The sequence below is a fragment of the Bradyrhizobium hipponense genome (assembly GCF_008123965.1).
GTDB classification, from domain to species: Bacteria; Pseudomonadota; Alphaproteobacteria; order Rhizobiales; family Xanthobacteraceae; genus Bradyrhizobium; species Bradyrhizobium hipponense.
The window spans coordinates 192,571-213,132 of sequence record NZ_VSTH01000078.1 but is presented as its reverse complement, the minus strand read 5'-3'; the positions used below and the strand labels follow the sequence as shown (position 1 = coordinate 213,132).

General features: G+C 60.9%; 18 protein-coding genes. 9 read left to right on the top strand and 9 right to left on the bottom strand.

From position 1 onward, the window contains the following. Positions 1–73: 73 nt before the first annotated feature. The 3 genes from FXV83_RS23410 to FXV83_RS23400 are packed head-to-tail and all read right to left on the bottom strand — an operon-like array spanning position 74 to position 4,793. Complete coding sequence (locus FXV83_RS23410) at positions 74–3,184, bottom strand: efflux RND transporter permease subunit (RefSeq protein ID WP_148741717.1); 3,111 nt, start codon at positions 3,182–3,184, stop codon at positions 74–76. A 3-nt stretch (positions 3,185–3,187) separates the two neighbouring features. Next, entirely contained in the window at positions 3,188–3,646 is a 459-nt protein-coding gene (locus tag FXV83_RS23405; RefSeq protein ID WP_148741716.1) for a nuclear transport factor 2 family protein, read from the bottom strand. A 40-nt stretch (positions 3,647–3,686) separates the two neighbouring features. Next, on the bottom strand, positions 3,687–4,793 hold the full coding sequence (locus FXV83_RS23400; protein ID WP_148741715.1) for an efflux RND transporter periplasmic adaptor subunit: 1,107 nt from the start codon (positions 4,791–4,793) through the stop codon (positions 3,687–3,689). A 178-nt stretch (positions 4,794–4,971) separates the two neighbouring features. On the opposite strand from FXV83_RS23400, the gene FXV83_RS23395 reads away from it, so the two are divergent. The 3 genes from FXV83_RS23395 (at position 4,972) to fabF (ending at position 8,177) form a co-directional block, all read left to right on the top strand. Further along, on the top strand, positions 4,972–5,550 hold the full coding sequence (locus tag FXV83_RS23395) for a TetR/AcrR family transcriptional regulator (RefSeq protein ID WP_148741714.1): 579 nt from the start codon (positions 4,972–4,974) through the stop codon (positions 5,548–5,550). A 35-nt stretch (positions 5,551–5,585) separates the two neighbouring features. Then, a complete protein-coding gene (locus FXV83_RS23390) occupies positions 5,586–6,746 on the top strand; it encodes an iron-containing alcohol dehydrogenase (protein WP_148741713.1) in 1,161 nt (386 codons plus the stop codon). 168 nt (positions 6,747–6,914) lie between these two features. Beyond that, on the top strand, positions 6,915–8,177 hold the full coding sequence (fabF, locus tag FXV83_RS23385; protein ID WP_148741712.1) for a beta-ketoacyl-ACP synthase II: 1,263 nt from the start codon (positions 6,915–6,917) through the stop codon (positions 8,175–8,177). Between the two features lie 74 nt (positions 8,178–8,251). On the opposite strand, the gene FXV83_RS23380 is transcribed toward fabF, so the two are convergent. Then, on the bottom strand, positions 8,252–8,431 hold the full coding sequence (locus FXV83_RS23380) for a hypothetical protein (RefSeq protein ID WP_148741711.1): 180 nt from the start codon (positions 8,429–8,431) through the stop codon (positions 8,252–8,254). A 465-nt stretch (positions 8,432–8,896) separates the two neighbouring features. On the opposite strand from FXV83_RS23380, the gene FXV83_RS23370 reads away from it, so the two are divergent. Next, positions 8,897–9,082, top strand: coding sequence for a hypothetical protein (locus tag FXV83_RS23370; RefSeq protein WP_148741710.1), 186 nt, complete (start codon positions 8,897–8,899; stop codon positions 9,080–9,082). 29 nt (positions 9,083–9,111) lie between these two features. Next, positions 9,112–9,339, top strand: coding sequence for a hypothetical protein (locus tag FXV83_RS23365; RefSeq protein WP_148741764.1), 228 nt, complete (start codon positions 9,112–9,114; stop codon positions 9,337–9,339). A 190-nt stretch (positions 9,340–9,529) separates the two neighbouring features. Here FXV83_RS23365 and FXV83_RS23360 read toward each other — a convergent pair whose 3' ends face one another. Together FXV83_RS23360 and FXV83_RS23355 are read right to left on the bottom strand one after the other, a co-directional pair. Further along, positions 9,530–10,429, bottom strand: a complete 900-nt coding sequence (locus FXV83_RS23360) for an MBL fold metallo-hydrolase (RefSeq protein WP_187436099.1) — start codon at positions 10,427–10,429, stop codon at positions 9,530–9,532. Between the two features lie 104 nt (positions 10,430–10,533). Further along, positions 10,534–11,166, bottom strand: a complete 633-nt coding sequence (locus FXV83_RS23355) for a DsbA family protein (protein ID WP_148741709.1) — start codon at positions 11,164–11,166, stop codon at positions 10,534–10,536. A gap of 122 nt (positions 11,167–11,288) precedes the next feature. On the opposite strand from FXV83_RS23355, the gene FXV83_RS23350 reads away from it, so the two are divergent. Both FXV83_RS23350 and ftsH read left to right on the top strand, forming a co-directional pair. Continuing rightward, complete coding sequence (locus tag FXV83_RS23350; RefSeq protein ID WP_148741708.1) at positions 11,289–12,233, top strand: LysR family transcriptional regulator; 945 nt, start codon at positions 11,289–11,291, stop codon at positions 12,231–12,233. Positions 12,234–12,454: 221 nt separating this feature from the next. Further along, on the top strand, positions 12,455–14,296 hold the full coding sequence (gene ftsH, locus FXV83_RS23345) for an ATP-dependent zinc metalloprotease FtsH (protein ID WP_148741707.1): 1,842 nt from the start codon (positions 12,455–12,457) through the stop codon (positions 14,294–14,296). A gap of 1,415 nt (positions 14,297–15,711) precedes the next feature. Here ftsH and FXV83_RS23335 read toward each other — a convergent pair. Together FXV83_RS23335 and FXV83_RS23330 are read right to left on the bottom strand one after the other, a co-directional pair. Continuing rightward, positions 15,712–17,502, bottom strand: a complete 1,791-nt coding sequence (locus FXV83_RS23335; RefSeq protein WP_187436098.1) for a sensor histidine kinase — start codon at positions 17,500–17,502, stop codon at positions 15,712–15,714. Positions 17,503–17,747: 245 nt separating this feature from the next. Further along, positions 17,748–18,101, bottom strand: coding sequence for a response regulator transcription factor (locus FXV83_RS23330; RefSeq protein ID WP_148741762.1), 354 nt, complete (start codon positions 18,099–18,101; stop codon positions 17,748–17,750). Positions 18,102–18,165: 64 nt separating this feature from the next. Between FXV83_RS23330 and FXV83_RS23325 the strand changes: the two genes are divergently transcribed. After that, a complete protein-coding gene (locus FXV83_RS23325) occupies positions 18,166–18,351 on the top strand; it encodes a hypothetical protein (protein ID WP_148741704.1) in 186 nt (61 codons plus the stop codon). Positions 18,352–18,637: 286 nt separating this feature from the next. Further along, the gene (locus FXV83_RS23320) at positions 18,638–19,207 is read left to right on the top strand and encodes a hypothetical protein (RefSeq protein WP_148741703.1); all 570 of its coding nucleotides are present in this window, start codon (positions 18,638–18,640) and stop codon (positions 19,205–19,207) included. Between the two features lie 1,022 nt (positions 19,208–20,229). On the opposite strand, the gene FXV83_RS23305 is transcribed toward FXV83_RS23320, so the two are convergent. Further along, positions 20,230–20,460 (bottom strand): hypothetical protein, encoded by a 231-nt coding sequence (locus FXV83_RS23305; protein ID WP_148741700.1) that lies wholly within the window; start codon positions 20,458–20,460, stop codon positions 20,230–20,232. Positions 20,461–20,562 lie beyond the last annotated feature (102 nt).

Genomic DNA, 20,562 nt, shown 5'->3' with positions numbered 1-20,562 from the left:
CGGGATCGCCCCACGGATCATCAAGCGTACCGAGCGGGCGAAAACTTCAAGCGTCTCCTCCTCCAAGAGAGCCCTACTCGGCAGCCATTGCTGTTCGCAATTCCGGTTCGTTCGCAGAATGCTCATAAAGCTCGTCCGAGGCCGGCTTGATTCGAAACCAGGCGACGTAGAGCGCAGGAAGGAACAGCAGGATCAGGACCGTGCCGACCGCCGTTCCGCCGATCAGAGTATAGGCCATCGAACCCCAGAACACGGAATGCGTCAGAGGGATGAAGGCCAGCACGGCGGCAAGCGCGGTCAGGATCACCGGCCTCGTGCGCTGCACGGTGGCTTCGATGACGGCGTGGTAATCATCGAGGCCGGCAGCACGGTTCTCCTTGATCTGTTCGGTCAGGATCAGGGTGTTACGCATCAGGATGCCCGCCAGTCCTATCAGGCCGAGAATGGCGTTGAACCCGAACGGCTGGTTGAAGGCGAGCAGCATCGGCACGACGCCGACGAGGCCGAGCGGTGCCGTCAGCATGACCATGGCCATCGTCGAGAAGGATCGCACCTGCAGCATGATGACGATCAGCATGGCGGCAATCATGGCTGGGAAGATTTTACCCAGCGCGGTGTTGGCCTTTTCCGCCTCCTCGATCGAGCCACCCAATTCGATGCGATAGCCGGCCGGAAGGGTTGCGATCAGCGGCTGAAGGGCCTTCATGATCTCCTTGGAAACTTCTGGAGGCTGGGTCGCTTCATTGATGTCCGAGCGGATCGTGATGACGGGCGTGCGGTCGCGGCGCTTCAGGATCGGCTCTTCCAGACGAATTTCCGAATGTCCGATCTGGTCGAGCGGAATCGGGCGGCCGTCCCGGCTCATCAGTGAGAAATCCGCCAGACGTGTCGGATCCAGCCGCTCGCCGCCGGCGCTGCGTGCCACGATGGGGACATTGCGGATGTCCTCGCGGACCTGCGTAACGGCGACGCCCGTGAGAAGGAACTGGAGCTGCCGGGCCACTTCCGCTGGCGAGAGGCCGATGAGGTTCAGTCGATCCTGATCCGGGATGAAGCGAAGCACGGGTGTGCGATCACCCCAATCGCGGTTCGCTTGCCGCACATCGGGCACGCCTCGCATGATATCGAGCGCTTTATCGGAGATGGCGTATAGTTGCGCGGGATCAGGCCCCGTCACCCGAAACTCGACCGGGAACGGCGTGTAGGGTCCGAACACAAGCTGAGTGACGCGCACATAGGCCTCGGGTGCAAGCCCCTGAGACACCGCCTCTTGGAGCCGGCGCTTCAAAGCCTCGCGCGCCTCCGCGTCCGGTGTGAGCACGACGATCTTGGCGAAGGCCGGATCTGGCAGTTCCGGGGCCATCGCAAAGAAGAAGCGGGGAGCGCCCTGACCGACATAGCTCGTGACGATCTTGGCCGCCGGCTGGTCCTGCAGCCAGTGTTCGAGCTTCTCGACTGCGGCGGTCGTCGTCTCAATGCTGGTGCCTTCCGGCAGACGAACCTCCACCAGCACTTCGGGGCGGTCGGACGTCGGGAAGAACTGCTGCTTGACCGCGCCCATGCTGACGGCGGAAAGTGCGAAAGCGATGGCGACAATGCTGACGGTTACGAACTTGTGGCGCACGGCGAAGGTGATGAGCGCGCGCAAGCGCCGATAGTTCGGCGTACCATAAATCGCGTGGTGACCACCTTCGATCGGTTTGATCGCGGGCAGCATCTTGACGCCCAGATAGGGCGTGAAGACCACCGCGACGATCCAGGAGACGATGAGGGCAAAGCCCACGACCCAGAAGATGTTGCCGGCGTATTCGCCCGCCGTCGAGCGCGCGAAACCCACCGGCAGGAACCCGGCGACCGTAACGAGTGTGCCCGACAGCATTGGCGCCGCCGTGTGACTCCACGCGTAGGCCGCCGCCGCGATGCGGTCCATGCCCTCTTCCATTTTCACCACCATCACCTCGATGGCGATGATGGCATCATCCACGAGAAGACCAAGCGCCAGGATGAGGGCACCGAGCGTGATGCGGTCGAAGAACCGCCCGGTTTCCAGCATGATGAGGAACACGACGGCAAGCGTCAGAGGGACGGCGGTCGCCACGACGATGCCGACGCGCCAGCCGAGGCTGAGCAGGCTGACCAGCAGCACCACGCCGAGCGCCATCGCAAACTTCATCATGAATTCGTCAACCGCCGAGGTGATGTTGACGGCTTGGTCGCTGACCTTGGCCAGAGTCATCCCGAGTGGCAGCGTCCGAGCGATAGCTGCGGACCTCTCCTCCAGCGCCTTGCCGAGCGCGAGGCCATCCCAGCCCTCTTGCATAACCGCGGCGAGCGTGATCGTGGGTTCACCCTGATGCCGGATGAGGTAGGTCGGCGGATCCTCGTAGCCGCGGCGGATATCGGCAATGTCAGAGAGTTTTAGCGTTCGCCCCGCAGCGACGATCGGCGTGTCGGCAATCGCCTGGACGCTGTCATAGGCGCCGTCGACCCGGATGAAGACCTGCGGCCCCTTGGTGTCGATCGAGCCTGCCGGTGTGACGGTGTTCTGCCGCTGCAAGGCGGCAACAATATCCTGTGCCGACACGCCGAGGGTTGCCAGTTTGGTATAGGAAAACTCGATGAATATCTGTTCGGGACGTTCGCCGAGGATGTTGATCTTCTTGACGCCAGGCACGTGCAGGAGGTCCTGGCGAATGGTCTCCGCTTGCCTCGCGAGTTCGCGCATCGGCATGCCCTTCGCCTTGAGGGCATAAAGGGCGAAGCTCACGTCGGAATATTCGTCGTTGACGAAGGGGCCGAGCACACCAGAGGGCAGCTTGCGCGCTTCATCCCCAAGCTTCTTGCGGGCCTGGTAGAATTCCTCCTGCACGGCAGATGGCGGTGTGCTGTCCTTCAGCGTCACCGTCATGTACGCATAGCCTGGCCGCGTGGTCGTCTCCACTCGGTCGTACCAGGTCAGCTCCTGAAGGCGCTTCTCCAACGGTTCGGCGACCTGGTCCTGCATCTCGCGCGCCGTCGCGCCTGGCCATACCGTCGTGACCGTCAGGGTCTTGATGGTGAAGGAGGGGTCCTCCGCCCGCCCGAGCATGAGGAAGGCGTAGGCGCCTGCGGCTGCCAGCAGGAGGATGAAGAACAGGGTGACGGCCCGTTCGCGAACGGCGATCGCGGAAAGATTGAGGTTCATCTGCTAACTCACAATTGGTTCGGCGACAGCTTCTGTGAGGCCAGCTGCCGCTTGGACGCCAAGCCCACGGGCGGCTTGCTGTGAATCTTGAAATTCCTCGAGTGCATGGACTCTGCCCCACCGCAGAGTGAACACGTGGAGACCGCGGTTGACGTACGAGGCGTCGCCGTCGAGAAGCGTTGCGGTACCGTCCCACTCGACAAAGACTGTGGTGTTCCAGGGCCAGCCCTTCACCCAGACGTTGTTGACCGTGAGATGGAGAGTGGGCAGGACGCGTCCGAGCCGCTCAAACCAGCGGCGCACGGCCTGTTTGTCGTGGCGCTCGCCGCCAAGCGCGTGGGCGCCGGAAACGCGGTGATGGACATGCGGCGCAACCGCTTTCACCGCTTCATCCCAGCGATGGTTGTTGACATGGTCGAAGGTCTTTCGGATTTCTTGCTCGACGATGTAGCTGTACAGCATGTGGCTTCTCCAACGGCCAGCGCGGAAAGATTGAGACGCTTCAGTTGTTCCGGCTTTCAGCGGCGGTCCTGACGTGAGCGCCGTCCTGCAAGAGATGGGCGCCGAGCGAAACAATCCGATCACCTGAGCTCATCCCGGAGATCACGGCGGCTTCGCTGGTCACACGCACAAGCTTGATGGGCCGAAAATGTACGGTCGAGGTCGCGCTGTCGAAGACCCAAACGCCGGTCTTTCTGCCGTCGTCGAGCACGGCTCCCAGCGGCACCTGGACTTCCGGCTGACTCTCCTGGCTTGCGAGCCGAATGGTGACCGTCGCGCCAAGCGGTGCCGCCGCGGCTTCACCATCGAGCACGTAGCGGGCCTCGTAGGTGCGCGTCTGGGCATCGGCGGAATCCGACAACTGCCGGAGATGAGCCGTCCAGCGGCGACCATCGCTCCCATACAGGCTAGCCTCAGCCACCGAGCCGATCGCCGGTCGGACTTTTTCGGGAAGCGTGACCACCGCTTCGCGAGGACCGGCCTCCGCAAGCCGGATAACGGGCTGTCCCGCGGAGACCACTTGTCCCGGCTCACCAAGCGTTTGGGTGACCGTCCCATCCGCGCTCGCCACCAGGACGGAATAGGTCTCCTGGTTCTCGGCCACCCGTGCGTCAGCTTCGGCCGCGGCAAGTTGCGCCTTGGCTGTGTCCGATGCGGCCTTGGCCTGCTCATAGCGCTGTCGGGAAGCCCAGCCGTCGCTTACCAGGCTGGCGTATCGTTGCTCATCCGCGCCGGTCTGAACGACCGATGCACGAGCTGCGGCAACAGCGTTGCGCTTGGCCGCCAGCGCAAGGTGAAGGTCGGTCTCGTCGATCCGCATCAGCGGCTGTCCGGCCTTGACCTGCTCACCTACATTCACAAGCCGTTCCACGATCTTACCGGCGACGCGAAAGCCAAGATTGCTTTCCACCCTGGCCCCCACGACGCCCGTGAAGCCACGGTCGGATCCAGCGGCTCGCGCTGCCCTCACCAGGCTGACGATCGGCGGTTCCTGCCTCGGGTCGCTCACGGCAGCGGCTTCGTGCGCGGGAAGGACAATGGTCACGAATGTGGCGACCCCCGCCGGGATCAGAATACCGGCCAACACCGCAAAGCCCCGCATTTTCATGTCCGTCTCCCGCCTTTTAGATTTCGCATGACCTCTATAGGCTTTATAGAGTTCGTTCGCAATCTAAAAAGCGACGCTGACTAAGGCGCTGACTAAAACGTGATCTCCACTTGATAGATTGCGGGTGAAATCTATGTGCAATATTAGATTACGGACGAAATCCAAACGGAGTTCCACGATGCGTGTGAGTCGCATTCAAGCCGCTGAAAACCGCCAAGCCGTAATCAATGTGGCAAGTCGCCTTTTCCGGGAGCATGGCTTTGACGGCATCGGTCTCAAGGATCTGATGGAGGGTGCCGGACTGACCCAAGGTGCCTTCTACAAGCAGTTCGCGTCCAAAGAGGATCTGGCAGTCGAGGCGTCCAGACGGGCGCTGGAGAGCGCGTCCCGCCGATGGTCGGACGCGGCTGCGGAGAATCCTAGTGATCCGCTTGGCGAAGTGATCGCGTTTTACCTGAGTGCCGACCATTGCGAAGAAAAGATGGACGGCTGCCCGATCGTGGCGCTCGGCTCAGATGCCGCCAGACAGGGGCCAGACGTTAAAGCGGCGTTCGAAGCGGGCATCAAGGCGCATCTCGAAGTCCTCGGCCACTTCATTGCCGATACCCCTGGCGAGGAGTCCGGCCGCAAGGCCATGGCCATTCTCTCGACCATGGTCGGTGCGGTGATGCTATCGCGCGTCGTCAACGATCCCGAACTGGCTAAAGCCGTTCTGGATGCGGCGACAAGACAGGTTCGCGAGACTTTCGCCGCTTGAGGCTCTCGGCCACGGCACTGATGGGAGGACAAAAAATGCGCAGCACCGGCGTACATAATTTTCCAGCAATTGACCGCGTCATTTACGGCAAAGCTGCGTCCGAGGCGATCAGCGAAGAGGCGGAGCGGCTTGACGCAAAGCGCGTCTTCCTGATCGTCAGCCGAACCTTGAACACCAAGACCGACGAGATCGAGAAGATCCGGCGGAGGCTTGGCGACAAGCATGCAGCGACCTTCGATGGAATTGCGCAGCACACCACGCGCAAGCAAGCTGCCGAGGTGGCCCGTCAAGCCGATGACGCAGGAGCCGATCTGGTCGTCGCGGTCGGCGGCGGCTCGGCGATCGACCTCGCCAAGATCGTCATCATGGCGATGGAACACGACATCCGCGATGAAGCGGGTTTCGATCCATTCCCCATGGGCCCGGGCGTCACCGTTTCTCCGTTCCGATCGCCCCAGATCCGACAGATCGCGGTACCGTCCACACTGAACGGCGGCGAATACAACGCGGCAGCGCTCGTCACGGATGAGCGCCAGAAGCTGAAGCAGATTTTCTTCCACCCTAAGATGATGCCGGTGGCGATCATTCTCGACCCCGCCCTCACGCTTCATACGCCTTCCAAGCTCTGGATGGGATCGGGAACGCGCTCGATGGACCACGGCATCGAAGCATTGTGCTCACCCGCCGGCACGCCGCTCGCCGACGAGGTCGTCCTGGCAGGCATTCGTACCCTGCGCGAGGGAATGCTCCGGACCTTGCAGCAACCTGATGATCTGGAGGCGCGCCGGCTGTCTCAATACGGCGCGTGGCTCGCCGCTTTCGGCCTCCAGGCGCGGGTCCCGATGGGAGCCAGTCACGGCATCGGCCACGTCCTTGGTGGGACCTTCGGCGTTCCGCACTACTATTGCACACCTGTCATCATGCCGAGCCTGCTCCGCTACAACAAGCCGTTCACCGAGGATGCGCAGCAGCGCCTTGCGTCGGCTCTTGGCGAGCCGGGTATGGAAGCCGCAGCTGCCTTCGCAGAATTCACCAACAGACTTGGACTGCCCGGCCGCCTTGCCGACGTCGGTATCGGCGAAGACAAGTTCGACCAGATCAGCAAGATTGCGATCAATCATCGCTTCGTCCAGGCCAATCCGCGGCCCTTCAAAAGCGAAGCCGACATCGTCGATCTGCTGCGAATGGCCGCTTAGCCGAATTCGCACGGAAAAATTTGGCCATGACAATCAGCTCGGTTTGCGGAGCTGTGGTCCGGTCGGGCGCGTTGCGGTGCTCTGCCAAGGACCCCATTTCGGTTCGAACGCGAGCTCTCGGTCGAGCCGAACGGCGTGGTTGATGGGCAACTCAAAGAGGTAGTCTTTATGCGTCGCGTTGTCGTTACAGGATTGGGCTTGGTATCGCCGCTGGGCTGCGGCAGTGACTTGGCATGGTCGCGCTTGTGCGCAGCCCGTTCAGGACTGGTCGCCTTTCCCGAATGGGCGGCTGCCCTCCCCGCGCGAGTCGGTGGACTCGTGCCGACAAAGGCCGACGATCCGGATGGAGGCTTCGATCCGGATCTCATTGTGCCGGCGAAGGATCAGCGCAGGATGGATCGCTTCATCCTGTTCGCATTGGCCGCCAGCGCCGAGGCCATTGCGCAAGCGGCATGGACCCCTTCCGACGCACAGTCGCTGGCGCGCACGGCAACCGTGATCGCATCGGGCATCGGCGGCTTCCCGGCCATCGTCGAGGCGGTCCGGACCACCGAACAGCGCGGGATCAGGCGGCTCTCGCCCTTCACCGTGCCGTCCTTTCTGGCAAATCTCGCAGCCGGTCACGTCTCGATCCGCTACGGCTTCAAGGGTCCGATCGGCACGCCGGTCACCGCTTGCGCCGCGAGCGTGCAGGCGATCGGCGATGCCGCGCGCCTCATTCGATCCGAAGAAGCGGATGTTGCGATTTGCGGCGGCTCGGAAGCCTGCATCGATCTGGTGAGTCTCGGCGGCTTCGCGGCCGCCAGGGCGCTTTCGACCGGCTTCAACGAAACGCCGGCGCGTGCGTCGCGGCCCTTCGACCGCGACCGCGACGGCTTCGTCATGGGCGAAGGTGCCGGTATCCTCGTCATCGAGGAACTGCAACATGCGCTGCGCCGCGGCGCCCAACCGATCGCCGAAATCGCGGGCTATGGCACGACGGCTGACGCCTATCACATCACCTCAGGACCCGAGGACGGCGACGGCGCGCGCCGCGCCATGGAAGCCGCTCTGCGGCAGGCCGGTCTCGAGCCGGGCGATATCCAGCATCTCAACGCCCACTCCACCTCGACGCCGGTTGGCGACCTTTCCGAACTGGAAGCGATCAAGGCCGTGTTCGGCCGCGAGGGGCGAATTGCCGTCAGCGCCACCAAATCGGCGACGGGGCATCTGCTCGGCGCGGCCGGAGGAGCGGAAGCGATCTTCACGATTCTTGCGTTACGCGATCAGGTCGCGCCGCCCACTCTCAATCTCGACAATCGCGACGCCGCCGCGGAAGGTATCGACGTCGTCGCCCGCGAGGCCCGGCCGATGACGATGGAACATGCGATTTCGAATGGATTCGGCTTTGGAGGCGTCAACGCCAGCGTCATCTTCCGGCGCTGGCAATGAAGAACCCGGGCCGGTTTCGTACGGCGTACTCGACCAGGCACGACATGCCTGGATGGTCGCCGTAATTCCACCAGTCATCCGACGTGCCATCGCCCCTTATGGATATCGAACTTCACCAGGCCCTCGTCCCGCATTTTCAGCAGCAGGGTCTGGCAAGCCTCCTCATTCGTGACATTGGCGCGTTTCATGACCTCGTACACTTTGAGCGGCTTCTCTCGAAGGGCAACCAGGATCTTTTCTCGTTCATTCAACACGGCGAAACTCCGACGCTCATCAAGCGCGCCAATCACTGAAAGTACGACAGCTGATCTTCCGTTACGACCCGCTCGACATTGTCCGACTTGCTCTTGATACGGTACCGAAGACGCCCATCTGCCTCGATCGGCATACATTGAACGATGGTGTAAACCATCGGCGGATCAGTTGCTTCACGTCCTTGTGGACCCTGGGGCTGGTGGCGAACGTCTTCATTCAGCTTATAAGCATATGACATGTGCTTGCTCACCTCTAAAGTTCATCTACGGCTGCTCTAGCGTGGAGCATGCTGCAACGCAATGCATCCGGACGCTGAAGCCGTTGGTTTAGACCGCACCCACTTTCAAGTCGCCGCCTGCGCGACAAACGTCTATCATAGACCCCAGAAATGATTTGGATAGCTAATGATTTGGGTAGCTCTGGACCAATCATGGGTGCAAGGATCTGGGTGCAAGGATCTGGCAATGACCAAACGGAAGCGCTCCGCCGAGCAACAGGTCGCGGATGAAGCGGACCGAAAGGCGCAAAACCCCGTTGGGGCGCGGCAAACGATAGCGGACAGCCACGCCGATCCAGAGTTCCAGGAAAACCATAAACGTCTCAGGGCCGAGCGCCTGGCGCGAGATGCCGGGCTCAAGAGCAAGAATTGACCCCTGAGAGAAGCATCAGATTGGAAAAGATGACAAAAACATTTGGTGAATACGAACCGCCGAAACCGATCAGTAAAGCGGAGCGTGAAGCACGCAAGGCCTTCCGCCAGGTCGACGCGGAGAAGGCCATGTCCGAGCATGCGCTCGCCGAGAAGGCCTTTTCTCAGAATCGAGAGCGGCTGAAGGCAGAGCGACTGGCACGGGAAGCCGCAGCGGGCCCGGTGCCAAAGAAGCAACCCAAGGCGAAGAAGAAGTGAACCCGCACGAATAGCCGCACGGCTTGAATTGCCATATCCCGCACGACTACGCCGTGAACCGAACGTGTGATCAGTGCTGGTCGCTTGTCCGGCAGGAAATCAAGGACGCGAAGGAGAGCGGCCGATTGCGGCCGCTCTCCTTCAGGAGTCTTCCGTCCAAGCTCAGATCGGATCGAGAGCGGACGCAATATCAACCCCACTTCATTTCACCCTTGGCGACCTTCGAGCCGATATCGAGGGCGACGCCCATGCCGAGATTGGGGAATCTGGCGTCCATCGCGGCCTTCAGGGCTGCGCTGTCCTTGGCCTTGGCCAACTCTTCCTCGAATGCGACCAGATACGCTCTGGTGTGCTGAACGCCTGAAAGATCTGTCGGAGCACTGGGGGCGCTATGGCCGGCGACCACGATGGCCGGTTTGCGCTCGGCGATCTTGTCGAGGTTCGCGATCCACGCCGCTCGCTGTTCCTTAGTCGGCGTATCGGCGGTCCAGACATGGACACCGGAGAATATCATAACGCCGCCGAAAACGGCCCTGAGCGAAGGGACCCAGAGATAGCGGCGGTTGGCCAATCCGTCGGCGGCGACGATCTCGACGGTCTCGCCGTCGATCGTCAAGGACGGGCCGTCAAAGGCCTCGGGCAGCACGACATCGGAAAGTGTCTGCGGGCCGTTTTCCTTGAGTTGGGGGCCCCATACCGCGAGCTTCTTCTCGACATTGCCCTTGATCGCTTCGAGCGTCGCCGACGCGGCGATCACCTTCACCCGCGGAAAGGCTTCGCGAACCGGCTTCAGGCTGAAATAGTAGTCGGGATCCGACTGGCTGATGTAGATCGCAGTCAGCTTCTTGCCCGTCGCCTTGATCGCCTCGGCCAGCGCGCGTCCATCCGGAAAGCTGAAACCGCCATCGATCAAGAGAGCTTCAGTCGGGCCGGACACCAGGACGGGGGCGCGGAAGAATCCGTTGGGGCCCGCCGGAAAATGCTTCCAGCTCAGCTTGCTATCCGCCGCTTGGCCGAACTTGGCAGGAGCAAAGACGGCTGCTGCGCCGGCTGCCAGGGTGGTCTTCATGATATCTCTGCGTGTGGGCATCTGGATTTCCTTCGCGCTTGTGAGACAGAGGCGATTGCCGCGGGAGAATCCCCGCGACCATCCCCCTGCGAGAAATCGGCATCGCCTTGGCGCTGCTGGCAGGATCAGGCGGCCTTCAGCTGTGAGATGAGAAGGTCGAAGCGCCCGAACAGAAGATTGCCGGGCAGCAGGTGGCGCTCGGCGCCGTCCCCCACCAGCACGGCCGGAACGCCCGAGATGCCGAACCGCTGCATCTCGAACTGCGCGGCCTGGATCTCGCGGCGATAGGTCTGCATCAGTTCGCTGTCCTGCGCCCGCACACGCTCGGCGGCCGCGGGCAGACCGGTGGATCGAAGGATGTTGCTGACGCCGGCGAGGCTGGCAATGTCCTGAGCATCCACGTACCGGGCACGCTGGATCGCTTTGAGCGCTTCAAGCTCCCTCGCTGGCTCCGTAGCGCGGACCGCGATCACGCCGAGGGTTGCCGGCGCAGAGTCGAACATGCCGCCGAGCTTGCCCAGGACCTCGCTGCGGTAACGTTGAGAGAAAGGCTGGCCCGTCAGGCGCGCGATCCGCTGGTCGTTCTGCCAGGCATAGGCGGCAAATTGTGCGTCCATTGCGCGCGCCCCCTCGCCCGCGAACAGGCCTGTCGGCATGAGCGCCAGCGTCACGTCGTCGAGTTGGGCAAGCTTTTCAAGGATGGGCGCTGCGCCGTAGCACCAGCCGCAGAGCGGGTCGAACAAATAGGTAATGCGCATGTGCAACTCCGCGGCAGGTTTGCTTGAGGGCGGAGAGATAGGCGAATTTCATTCATTGATAAATAACGTCTAATACGACAGACTGTATGTAATTGACTTACAATCTACCTCGATGGCACGGCATGGAATCGATCAATCTCAACCGGCTCGCCTACTTTGCGGCGGTCGTCGACGCCGGGTCGTTTACCCGGGCGGCTGACCGGCTCGGCATCACGAAGACGGTTGTCAGCCAGCAAGTTGCCCGGCTCGAGCGGGAGCTCAAGACCGGGCTGCTTGTGCGGACAACGCGGCGGGTCGAGCCCACGGAAGCCGGCCGCCTGCTCCACGCGCGATGCGTCATGATCCTGCATGAGGCCGAAGCCGCGGTGGCGGAGCTGGCGCAGACCAATGCCGAGCCGATAGGACTGTTGCGGATCGCTGCGCCGAACGACTACGGCTCCTACAGGCTTGCGCCCCTAGCCGCGGCGTTCTCGAAAAGATTTCCCGCCTGCCGCGTCGACTTGATGCTCGCCGACACCAAGATCGACCTGATCGCGAACCAGATCGACCTTTCGATCCGTGTCGGCTGGCTGGAAGATTCCAACCTGCAGGCCAAACGGATTGGAAGCTTTCGGCAGCTGCTGGTAGCGGCGCCGGGCGTCGTCAAGAAAGGCGCCGTGGCCCGGCCGGAAGATCTGGCGTCACTTCCCTTCGTTGCCAACGCCGCCCTGAGGGAGCCCCTGGAATGGCAATTCGCCAAGACCGACTTCGAACGGCAGACCGTTCGCATGAACCAGACGCTGACCATCAATACAACGCCGGCCGTTCTTGCCGCGACCATCGCGGGAGCCGGCCTGTCCGTATTGCCGGATTTTCTGGTCTTGAACGACATCAAGGCCGGCCGGCTCATCCACATTTTGCCAGGGTGGACGCTTCCGGCCGGCGGCATCCACGCCGTTTATCCGGCGTCTCGTTTCCGACCCCCCAAAGTCATGGCGTTCGTGGCGATGCTTATGGAGGAGCACAAGCGCGCTGCCTCCCGTGCTCCGAAGAGCCAGGAGCGAAGCGCGGCGAGGCTGTCTCGCTGAAGCGAGAGGCTTGAAGTCCGGTCCTAGTTCGAGATGCAGCTGCGCGGCACGCTTCCACGCGGGTGTGAACGCCTGCCGGGGGCTCTTGCAGGCCAGGAACTGGAGGCCAAGGGAAGCGTTCTGTCGGTACGATCTAGGTCCGAACGAGCATCCGGGCCGAACAAGCGCGCAAAACACGCCCTGCTGTCCGGCGGCGCAACGATATCGGATCGAGCTTCCGCATGAACAAAAACGTCCGCTTCAATCTCGGATATGCTGTCGCCGCGATTTTCGCTGTCCTCCTGATCCAGCATCTCATCTCGGCGGCCAACCAAATAGCCGTGATTCCCTACAGCGAATACCAGCAGTTGCTGCGTCAGGGCAAAGTCGATGCCGTCGGCATCTCCGATCGCACCCTGCAAGGCACGCTGAAGGAGCCGCTGCCGGGCGGCCAGAAGCAATTCATCACCACGCGCGTCGACCAGGAGGTTGCGCAGGAGCTGGAGAAATACAACGTCCGCTTTACCGGGCAGATCGAGAGCACATTCCTTCGCGACCTGTTGTCGTGGGTCATGCCCGTGCTGCTGTTCTTCGGGCTCTGGTGGTACATCGGCCGGCGCATGGCGGAAGGCGGCGGGTTCGGCGGCGGGCTCATGGCGATCGGCAAGAGCAAGGCCAAGATCTATGTCGAGTCCAATACGGGTGTCACCTTTGCCGACGTCGCCGGGGTCGACGAAGCCAAGGACGAGCTTCGCGAGGTCGTCGATTTTCTGAAGAATCCCACTGATTATGGCCGGCTTGGCGGCCGCATGCCGAAAGGCGTGCTGCTCGTTGGCCCGCCGGGCACAGGCAAGACCTTGCTGGCCAAGGCCGTCGCTGGCGAGGCCAGGGTGCCGTTCTTCTCGATTTCGGGTTCGGAGTTCGTCGAGATGTTCGTCGGTGTCGGCGCAGCGCGGGTGCGGGACCTGTTCCAGCAGGCGCACGAAAAGGCGCCGGCGATCATCTTCATCGACGAGCTCGACGCTCTCGGCCGCGCGCGCGGCATCGGCCCTTTCGCCGGCGGCCACGACGAGAAGGAACAAACGCTCAATCAGCTGCTGGTCGAACTTGACGGCTTCGATGCGCGCTCGGGGCTCGTCATCCTCGCCGCCACCAACCGGCCGGAAATTCTCGATCCCGCCCTGCTCCGCGCCGGCCGCTTCGACCGGCAGGTGCTGGTTGACCGGCCCGACAAGAAGGGGCGCATAGAGATCCTCGAGGTTCACATGAAGAAAGTGCGCCTCGCCGCGGATGTCGAGGCAGACGCCGTCGCTGCCTTGACGCCGGGATTCACCGGTGCCGACCTCGCCAATCTCGTCAATGAAGCAGCGCTTCTGGCGACTCGCCGCGGGGCCGACGCGGTCAGCATGAGCGACTTCAACAATGCGGTGGAACGCATGGTCGCAGGCCTCGAAAAACGCAACCGACTGCTTAATGCAAGGGAACGCGAGATCGTCGCCTATCACGAGTTGGGGCACGCCATTGTCGCGCTCTCACTGCCGGGGGTCGATCCCGTGCACAAGATCTCCATTATCCCGCGCGGTGTTGGCGCGCTTGGCTATACCATTCAGCGGCCGATCGAAGACCGCTTCCTGATGACGAAGGAGGAGTTGGAGAACAAGATGGCGGTGCTGCTCGGTGGCCGCGCCGCAGAACTGATCGTGTTCGGGCATTTGTCCACCGGTGCGGCCGACGATCTGCGCCGCGTGACCGACATCGCCCGCAGCATGGTGACGCGTTACGGAATGTCCGAGAGACTTGGCAGCGTGGCCTATGAGCGCGATCCCGGCAACTTCCTTGCGGGCGCCGAACGCCCCTATCCGGTTCGCGAGCGCGACTACGCGGAGGAAACTGCAGCCGCAGTCGACCACGAGGTGAAAGCCATTGTCGACCAGGTCTTCCAACGCGCCGAGGGCATCCTGAACACGCGGCGGTCGGTGCTGGACCGCGCCGCGACGAAATTGTTGGAGAAGGAGACACTGGAGCAGAGCGATATCGATATGCTGTCCCGGGAAATGCCCAAGGAAGGATTACGCGCGATCTAACGAGCTCCGCACCGAGCGGGCGCGGCGTTCAATGGGTACAGTAGCGCAAGACAGTTTACGCAGGCCGCTTCCGCCTAACCTCCGTCGGGAGCTCGATCACGTTCCCTATTGATGGCGAACTGCTTGAGATGCTTGGCAAAGGCGAGCCTCCGCGTCTTGAGGGCTCGATCTTGATACCTGCATCGGCACGCTTGGCCTGCCACTCGATGAAAAGGTGGCCGGCCACCAACATCATCCCGGCGCAGAACAGCGCAAGGCCAGCCCTTACAAGATCACGATAGTCATCCATCCCACGAACCAAACAACCGTGCCGATCAGCTGCCGGTGGCAGCCTCACGGACGTAACCGCCTCGATGGTTTTGAACGATAGCTGCCGCGCATGGCGCGCTGCGCTGGCGAACACAAGCAGGCGGTTCAGGCCGTCTGCCGGTGCTCGAGCAGATCGTGACCGAAACCAAGGGCGGAAAGCCACAAAGGGGCAAAATCATAGGTGGTCATCCATCAGAGCAAACATGGTGACAGGCGCGCTGGATGCCGTGTCCGGCGGCACGGCTGAAACGATTAGAGAAGAAATCATATGGTTCGGTATTTCCGCACGCCTGCGTTGAAGTGCATTCACCCTCTCTGTCGACGCGCTTGATGGTCGGACACGCGCTCCAGCGACTGCGGGCAGGCCGGCATGCGGCTTGAACCGGGAACTCAGCAGCTAAAGTGCTGGCTGGGGCGGGAGGGATCGAACCTCCGAATGGCCCACCTCTAAACCATTGAAAAGACGCGCTATTCACACACCATTGCTGCGGATGTGATACACACGAGTGCGACACTGCGCAAGCCGGCAATCGCGGGTGCCGCGCCGATCGCGGCAATCTCCCGGCGTCAGCGTCCACTTTGGCGCAATGACAGCCGGTGCTGCCCTGCGCCGCGAGATTTGATGCTGAAGAGGAGCGGCGGATTGGGCGCATCCGCTCGTCCTCTAAACAGATCGAGTCGTTCAATGACGCCTTATTATTCCGACGAAGCCCGATAAGCTTTGCAAAAACCGCCGAGTGAACTTCGGGTTCGCACATCTATTCTGGAATGGCGCGCCACTCAGAATAAAACTGCGAACTTGTATGTTATTGAAATAACAACGTAATTTTTTATTTCAAGCTGAGGGATCTGCCTGCTAAGGCTCTGGCTCCCTGAGTAGGTGCTGTCCTCCAGCTGACTGTTCATGCAGCTGGCCCCGTTAGTTCTACGTCCATCAACACCGCCGAGCGATCGGCTCAGTGCGAGCTGAGGTTCGGCGGCGATCCGGTCCTTGCCAGAGTTGCTCGTCATCACCGCGCGGGTCCAATACGGCCTGCAGCCACTATCATACGCCGACGGTCGACCGCATTCGCGCGTGTCATAGTCCGCTGAATGCTTGTTGCCGTTCAGCCCGCAGCCATCCTGGCGAGCGGCAGTCCGAAGAAGAAGGCCGCGCCCCGCCGGCGATTCTCCGCCCAGATGTCGCCCCCGTAGCTTCGAAGGATCGTTCGCGCGATGGGAAGTCCAAGACCCGTTCCTTGTGGCTTCGTTGTGAAGAATGCGTCAAAGATAGTTGCCAGCTTGTCCTTGGGGATCCCTATACCAGAGTCTGATATCCTCACCTCAACAACTTTGGTTTCCGGATTTTGACGGGTCCTGATCGTCAGATTGTGTGGTCGGGGCTCGCCGTCCATGGCATCCATGCCGTTCATCACCAGGTTGATCATCACCTGCTGCAAATGGATCGGATCGCATCGCACCAGCAGTGCCTCGGGTGCAAGAATGGTGCGCAGTTGAATTGCCCGCTTATCTATCTCCGGTGCAACGATCTTGACGACGTCCCCAACCGTATCGTTTAGATCGAACGTACGCAGATCGGCCTCAGTTCTGCTGCTCAGCAGTCTCCGCAAACCATGAATGATCTCGTTTGCGCGCTGTTCGTCCCGGACAATGTCGGAGAGGATTTCGTCGATCTGGGCCAAATCCGGCGGACTGGCTTTGAGCAATAGCTGCGCGGCTTCGGTATTGCTCAGAATCGCACCCAGCGGCTGGTTGAGTTCGTGGGCGATGGATGACGACAGAACGTTTGCGGTCGTGACCCGGTTCAGCCGGATAACCTCGCGGCGACGGCTGTTCGCATCGGCTTGCGCGAAGCGGCGGCGTCGCCGCTCGATCAGCAACCAGGCAATGATCGTGGCCTGCAGCAGGAGAGCAGCACCGCCCGCCGCCATTTGTGGCCGATATTGCTCCCACAAACCGGGCGTACGAAAGCGAACCTCGCTGCCCGGGGGCAATCGGCTTTCACTGATATTCCAGCGCTGGAGTTCTCTCCAATCATACATTGGCGTTCCGTATCCGATCGGAGCCACCTTGATTGAGCCGGGCGGCTCTCCGTCCATAATACGCACCGCAACACTCGCGGACTGCCGGCTTAGATCTGCGATGACGGTCAGCGGTCCGCCAACGATCCCCTGGCCAAGAAAGACATCGAACGCCGCAAACATGGGCGCGTTGGCGACCGCGTGCAGCGCGGTCAACGCCTTCCCCTCCTCGTGCGTGACGCCCGTCGCATCCGCCAACAACAGGGTAAAGAGGATGGCGGACTTTGGTGGAAGTGTGGAAGCACGCTGGAGCATCTCCTCAAACGACAATTCGTTGAACCATGTAAACATGACGCGGTTCTCAAGTGTCTGAAACTCGGTGCGCAGACGCTCCATCCAATATTTTTCGATGGGCGACGCGCCGATCACAATGGCTACGTTGGCCGTCTCCGGAAGCACGCGCAGAATGTTAGCGACCACGGCGGAAGCGTTATTGGCAACCGCGACCACAGCTTCATTCGCCGTGAGCGGTGGAACTCGCTGCTGATCCAAGCCAGAGTAAACAGCGGGCGTGGAGGGGAACAGCTGTTGCCGGTTCCGGTGGAAGAAGCTGACGGCAGGACCGCCGATCGCAATGACAAGGTCGAGCTTGCGGTCAACAAAGAGAGCCCGCAAATAATCAACAAACGGCCGCTCGTCGTCGCCTGCGTAACGCGCGGTCGCCAGCGACGCCTCGAAGATATCGACAGGCTCTTTCGATTGCCGGCGGAGTTCCTGACGAAGGATTCTGGCGTGCTCATTCCATGGCGCAAACTCGGAGCCGAAAGAATGCAGGAGCAGGACCCGCCTCGGCTCAGCCAAGGCCTCGCTGGTCATGGCGATTAGCAACATGATCGCACTTAGAAGTGCCCGAACTCTCATGCGGTTGCGACGCCACTGAAAAGAATTTTGAAACCGTCACCGGATCACTGGAATGTCTTTGCGTCCGGTACCGGACGCTACCTCAAATGTGAACTGCGCGGGAGCACACTTATTTGATCTCGGTCAATGAGCACGCGGCGACTGGCCGCCGCATGAGTGAGTACGCCGCCCGTAACTCGCTGGCTCATAAAGGGATTTCTTCACGCAATACCATTAATCGCATCGATGAGTAGCTTGGCTAGGAAGGGCTTTTTGAGGAAACCAACGCCGCCCGCATCAAGTGCCTCCCGGCGAATGGCCTCACTGTCGATCGCAGTCATAAAAATGACGGGCAGATTGGTGCCCGACGAAGTCAATCGCCTTTGCAGTTCGATTCCTGAAATACCACCGAGATGGACATCCAGCAGAAGGCAGTCCGCTTCGCATTTGGCGATATCATCTAGAAATGCTTCCGCCGATGCAAAAGTCTGAACGCGGAATCCGTGCGCAGACAAGAGGCGGTTGAGACCTTGCAGCATGCTTGGGTCGTCTTCAACGACAGCGATGGTATGCATCCAATTGCCAATCAACCCGAGCCAGCGGAAGATTCGCAGGCGATGATCTATGCAGATAACACCCATGCAACCGCATCCATTTCGACGCTATCTGCACATCGAATCTCTCACACCGAGCTGCGGCGATCTGCCGATCCTGCAGACCACACTCCTGCAGCGCCCCCCCAAACGCTATGCAAAATCCACCGCAACGCTGACATTTTCCGACACCGGCCCCGAGCACACCGTGAGCGAGGGGGCCCTCTTTTGATCTTGGTCACCGGCCCCTTCGGGCGCCTGCCGGGCCGTCAGGTGCAACCACTAAAAGGCTGCTCACGATCCTTCATCGTTGCCGTCCAGGATGCGTCGTCACCGAATTTGCGATGTCTGATTTTGCATAGCCGTTCAGGCAGAGTGTGCGTAGCTTCGTCAACGAATCCGCGGAGCTGGCTGCAACCAACAGCTAACAATTCCTACTGAAAGGGACTTTCCCTGACCGCAGGCAACCAGACCGTCGCATCTTAGAACGAGTAAGTGCCAGTCCAAAGGAGACGACAATGACAACCATCAATTCGCCAGTAGATCAGTCGCGTCGCGGGCTCATCTCGACTGCGGCCGTAACATCTGTCGCGGGGCTGGCCGCATCACTGGGGCTCGCAAATAGGGCGCGCGCTCAAGACGAGAAGCCGATGCTGATGTTTGTGCAGGTCGCCGAGGACCTCAAGGCGGACACGGCGGCGCAGACCATTCGTCTGGTGAAGGTCGGCCAACAGACCCTATATTTCGCGGATCGGCCTGAGCGAATCGCCGGCCATATCAAAATGGCCGATTACCTTACTGAATGGACATCGAAGGCTGGCAAGGACAACTTTGGGAAAGACCCGCCTAACGCGACGCTATCCGTCTATGAGCCGGGACAGGCTAACAACAAGATTGCCGTGATTACGATCACCAATCCCAAGGTCGACGGCGCCGACCTCGTCTACAATTATCAACTAATCGACGGCAGCATTCCAGCGAACGGCGGCGCAACATCGCTCTTCATTGATTGGATAGGCGTCGGTGGCGGCGTCGGCTTTGGCTTCCACGGCGTCGGCGTCGGCTTTCGCGGACGTGGTTTTCGCTGAACCAGGCCTATGCCCGCGAGATCGTCGATATTGCGCTCGTACGGCGGTCTCGGACTACGCAGGAGTCATCAAAAAAACGCCAAGCGTGCCGCTCACGTCCGCTGAGAACCTCGCTGATTGAAAGCAATTACGGCGCTTTAAAGCACGATTCGACACGCCGATGGCCACTCGGCTTCTGTTGGAAGATCATGGCGCTTCTTCTACTGCCCTCTAGATACGAATGGAATGGGTGGAATGCACGATGTCGCAGACGGGTGACTGGCCATCATATGATTAGGATTATATCCGTGTTAGCGGCAGCGACGATCTGCGCCTCCTGCCAAACCGACTCGAGCCCCGATCTAAGTCGGGCCGATCCCATCGTAAGCAATGCGGACTACAACGCGCGAGAGGATTGTCTGCAGCGGGAGGTTGCCAGACTTCTGGAGCCGAAGAACAGTCCGATGATCTCGCTTCAAAACATCGCCATGACAGCGACCGACTTTTGTAGCCGCGAAATAGCGGCGAAGCTGAAAGGCAGGTCGGCCTCCACGGCAAGGGACGATCAGATTGCGGCGGAGCAGCGTGCCTTCGCGATAGGATTGGAGCTGAGGGAAAAGAACGTTTCACGGTAGCTATGGCTGCAATAGGCTGAAGTTAGGTCGGTCGTTGGGCTAGTTCGACCTTCACTGCCATTTCGGGAGCGCGCCTGATCCGGTATCTCGCGTTGCTGCACTTAAGGGCCCATCCCCCGCGGTCTGGCCGGGAGCGTTTGGCATCCCTCAGAGCACCGAGCGGCTTGTCGCAAGTGAAACCTTGCGCGCGGATCTGTACCGCCAGCATCGATTGCAGCGTTTCGGCTGCAACCGGCGTTGCTTTTGCTTGTTGCGGCCGCGCTGACGGAAAGTAGAGAATAGCTGCGGCAGCAAGCCGCATTGGCCCAAGCGATTTGTACAGGACAGCAATCCTGCTTTTTCTCTGTAACAGCGCCTCGCTGCCGACGATGGTTGCCGTGAAAACGCGACAACGCCGGCAACTCATCCTCAGAACTGGCCAGCCTGAGCGGGTGGAGCGGGCCAATCTGACTGCAGGTTGTTCGGGTTATTACGATCGAACAAGTCTTGCCTTAAAACAAAGCCGGTCTTCCTAATATCCGATGGTCGGATTTTCCAAACATCATGGGTGGGCGCAGCTTTCGTACGAGCAGTCTTCGCGAAAGCCGTCGTCGGGAACGCCAGAGCACAAAATATGGCAAGCATCTGTGCCTTTTTCATTGGAAAAACTCCCTTCCAGCTGCGGAGCCGCCGCCGTCTTTTCTTGAGCAAGGCAACTGCGGCCCATAGCAGCCCCCCATTCCCGCGACACCTAGATAATAA

Bases quoted from the DNA above. Each gene is read 5' to 3' on its own strand.
- FXV83_RS23410 (WP_148741717.1), bottom strand. From the start codon at position 3,184: ATGAACCTCAATCTTTCCGCGATCGCCGTTCGCGAACGGGCCGTCACC.
- FXV83_RS23405 (WP_148741716.1), bottom strand. From the start codon at position 3,646: ATGCTGTACAGCTACATCGTCGAGCAAGAAATCCGAAAGACCTTCGAC.
- FXV83_RS23400 (WP_148741715.1), bottom strand. From the start codon at position 4,793: ATGAAAATGCGGGGCTTTGCGGTGTTGGCCGGTATTCTGATCCCGGCG.
- FXV83_RS23395 (WP_148741714.1), top strand. From the start codon at position 4,972: ATGCGTGTGAGTCGCATTCAAGCCGCTGAAAACCGCCAAGCCGTAATC.
- FXV83_RS23390 (WP_148741713.1), top strand. From the start codon at position 5,586: ATGCGCAGCACCGGCGTACATAATTTTCCAGCAATTGACCGCGTCATT.
- fabF (WP_148741712.1), top strand. From the start codon at position 6,915: ATGCGTCGCGTTGTCGTTACAGGATTGGGCTTGGTATCGCCGCTGGGC.
- FXV83_RS23370 (WP_148741710.1), top strand. From the start codon at position 8,897: ATGACCAAACGGAAGCGCTCCGCCGAGCAACAGGTCGCGGATGAAGCG.
- FXV83_RS23365 (WP_148741764.1), top strand. From the start codon at position 9,112: ATGACAAAAACATTTGGTGAATACGAACCGCCGAAACCGATCAGTAAA.
- FXV83_RS23360 (WP_187436099.1), bottom strand. From the start codon at position 10,429: ATGCCCACACGCAGAGATATCATGAAGACCACCCTGGCAGCCGGCGCA.
- FXV83_RS23355 (WP_148741709.1), bottom strand. From the start codon at position 11,166: ATGCGCATTACCTATTTGTTCGACCCGCTCTGCGGCTGGTGCTACGGC.
- FXV83_RS23350 (WP_148741708.1), top strand. From the start codon at position 11,289: ATGGAATCGATCAATCTCAACCGGCTCGCCTACTTTGCGGCGGTCGTC.
- ftsH (WP_148741707.1), top strand. From the start codon at position 12,455: ATGAACAAAAACGTCCGCTTCAATCTCGGATATGCTGTCGCCGCGATT.
- FXV83_RS23335 (WP_187436098.1), bottom strand. From the start codon at position 17,502: ATGACCAGCGAGGCCTTGGCTGAGCCGAGGCGGGTCCTGCTCCTGCAT.
- FXV83_RS23330 (WP_148741762.1), bottom strand. From the start codon at position 18,101: ATGCATACCATCGCTGTCGTTGAAGACGACCCAAGCATGCTGCAAGGT.
- FXV83_RS23325 (WP_148741704.1), top strand. From the start codon at position 18,166: ATGCAACCGCATCCATTTCGACGCTATCTGCACATCGAATCTCTCACA.
- FXV83_RS23320 (WP_148741703.1), top strand. From the start codon at position 18,638: ATGACAACCATCAATTCGCCAGTAGATCAGTCGCGTCGCGGGCTCATC.
- FXV83_RS23305 (WP_148741700.1), bottom strand. From the start codon at position 20,460: ATGAAAAAGGCACAGATGCTTGCCATATTTTGTGCTCTGGCGTTCCCG.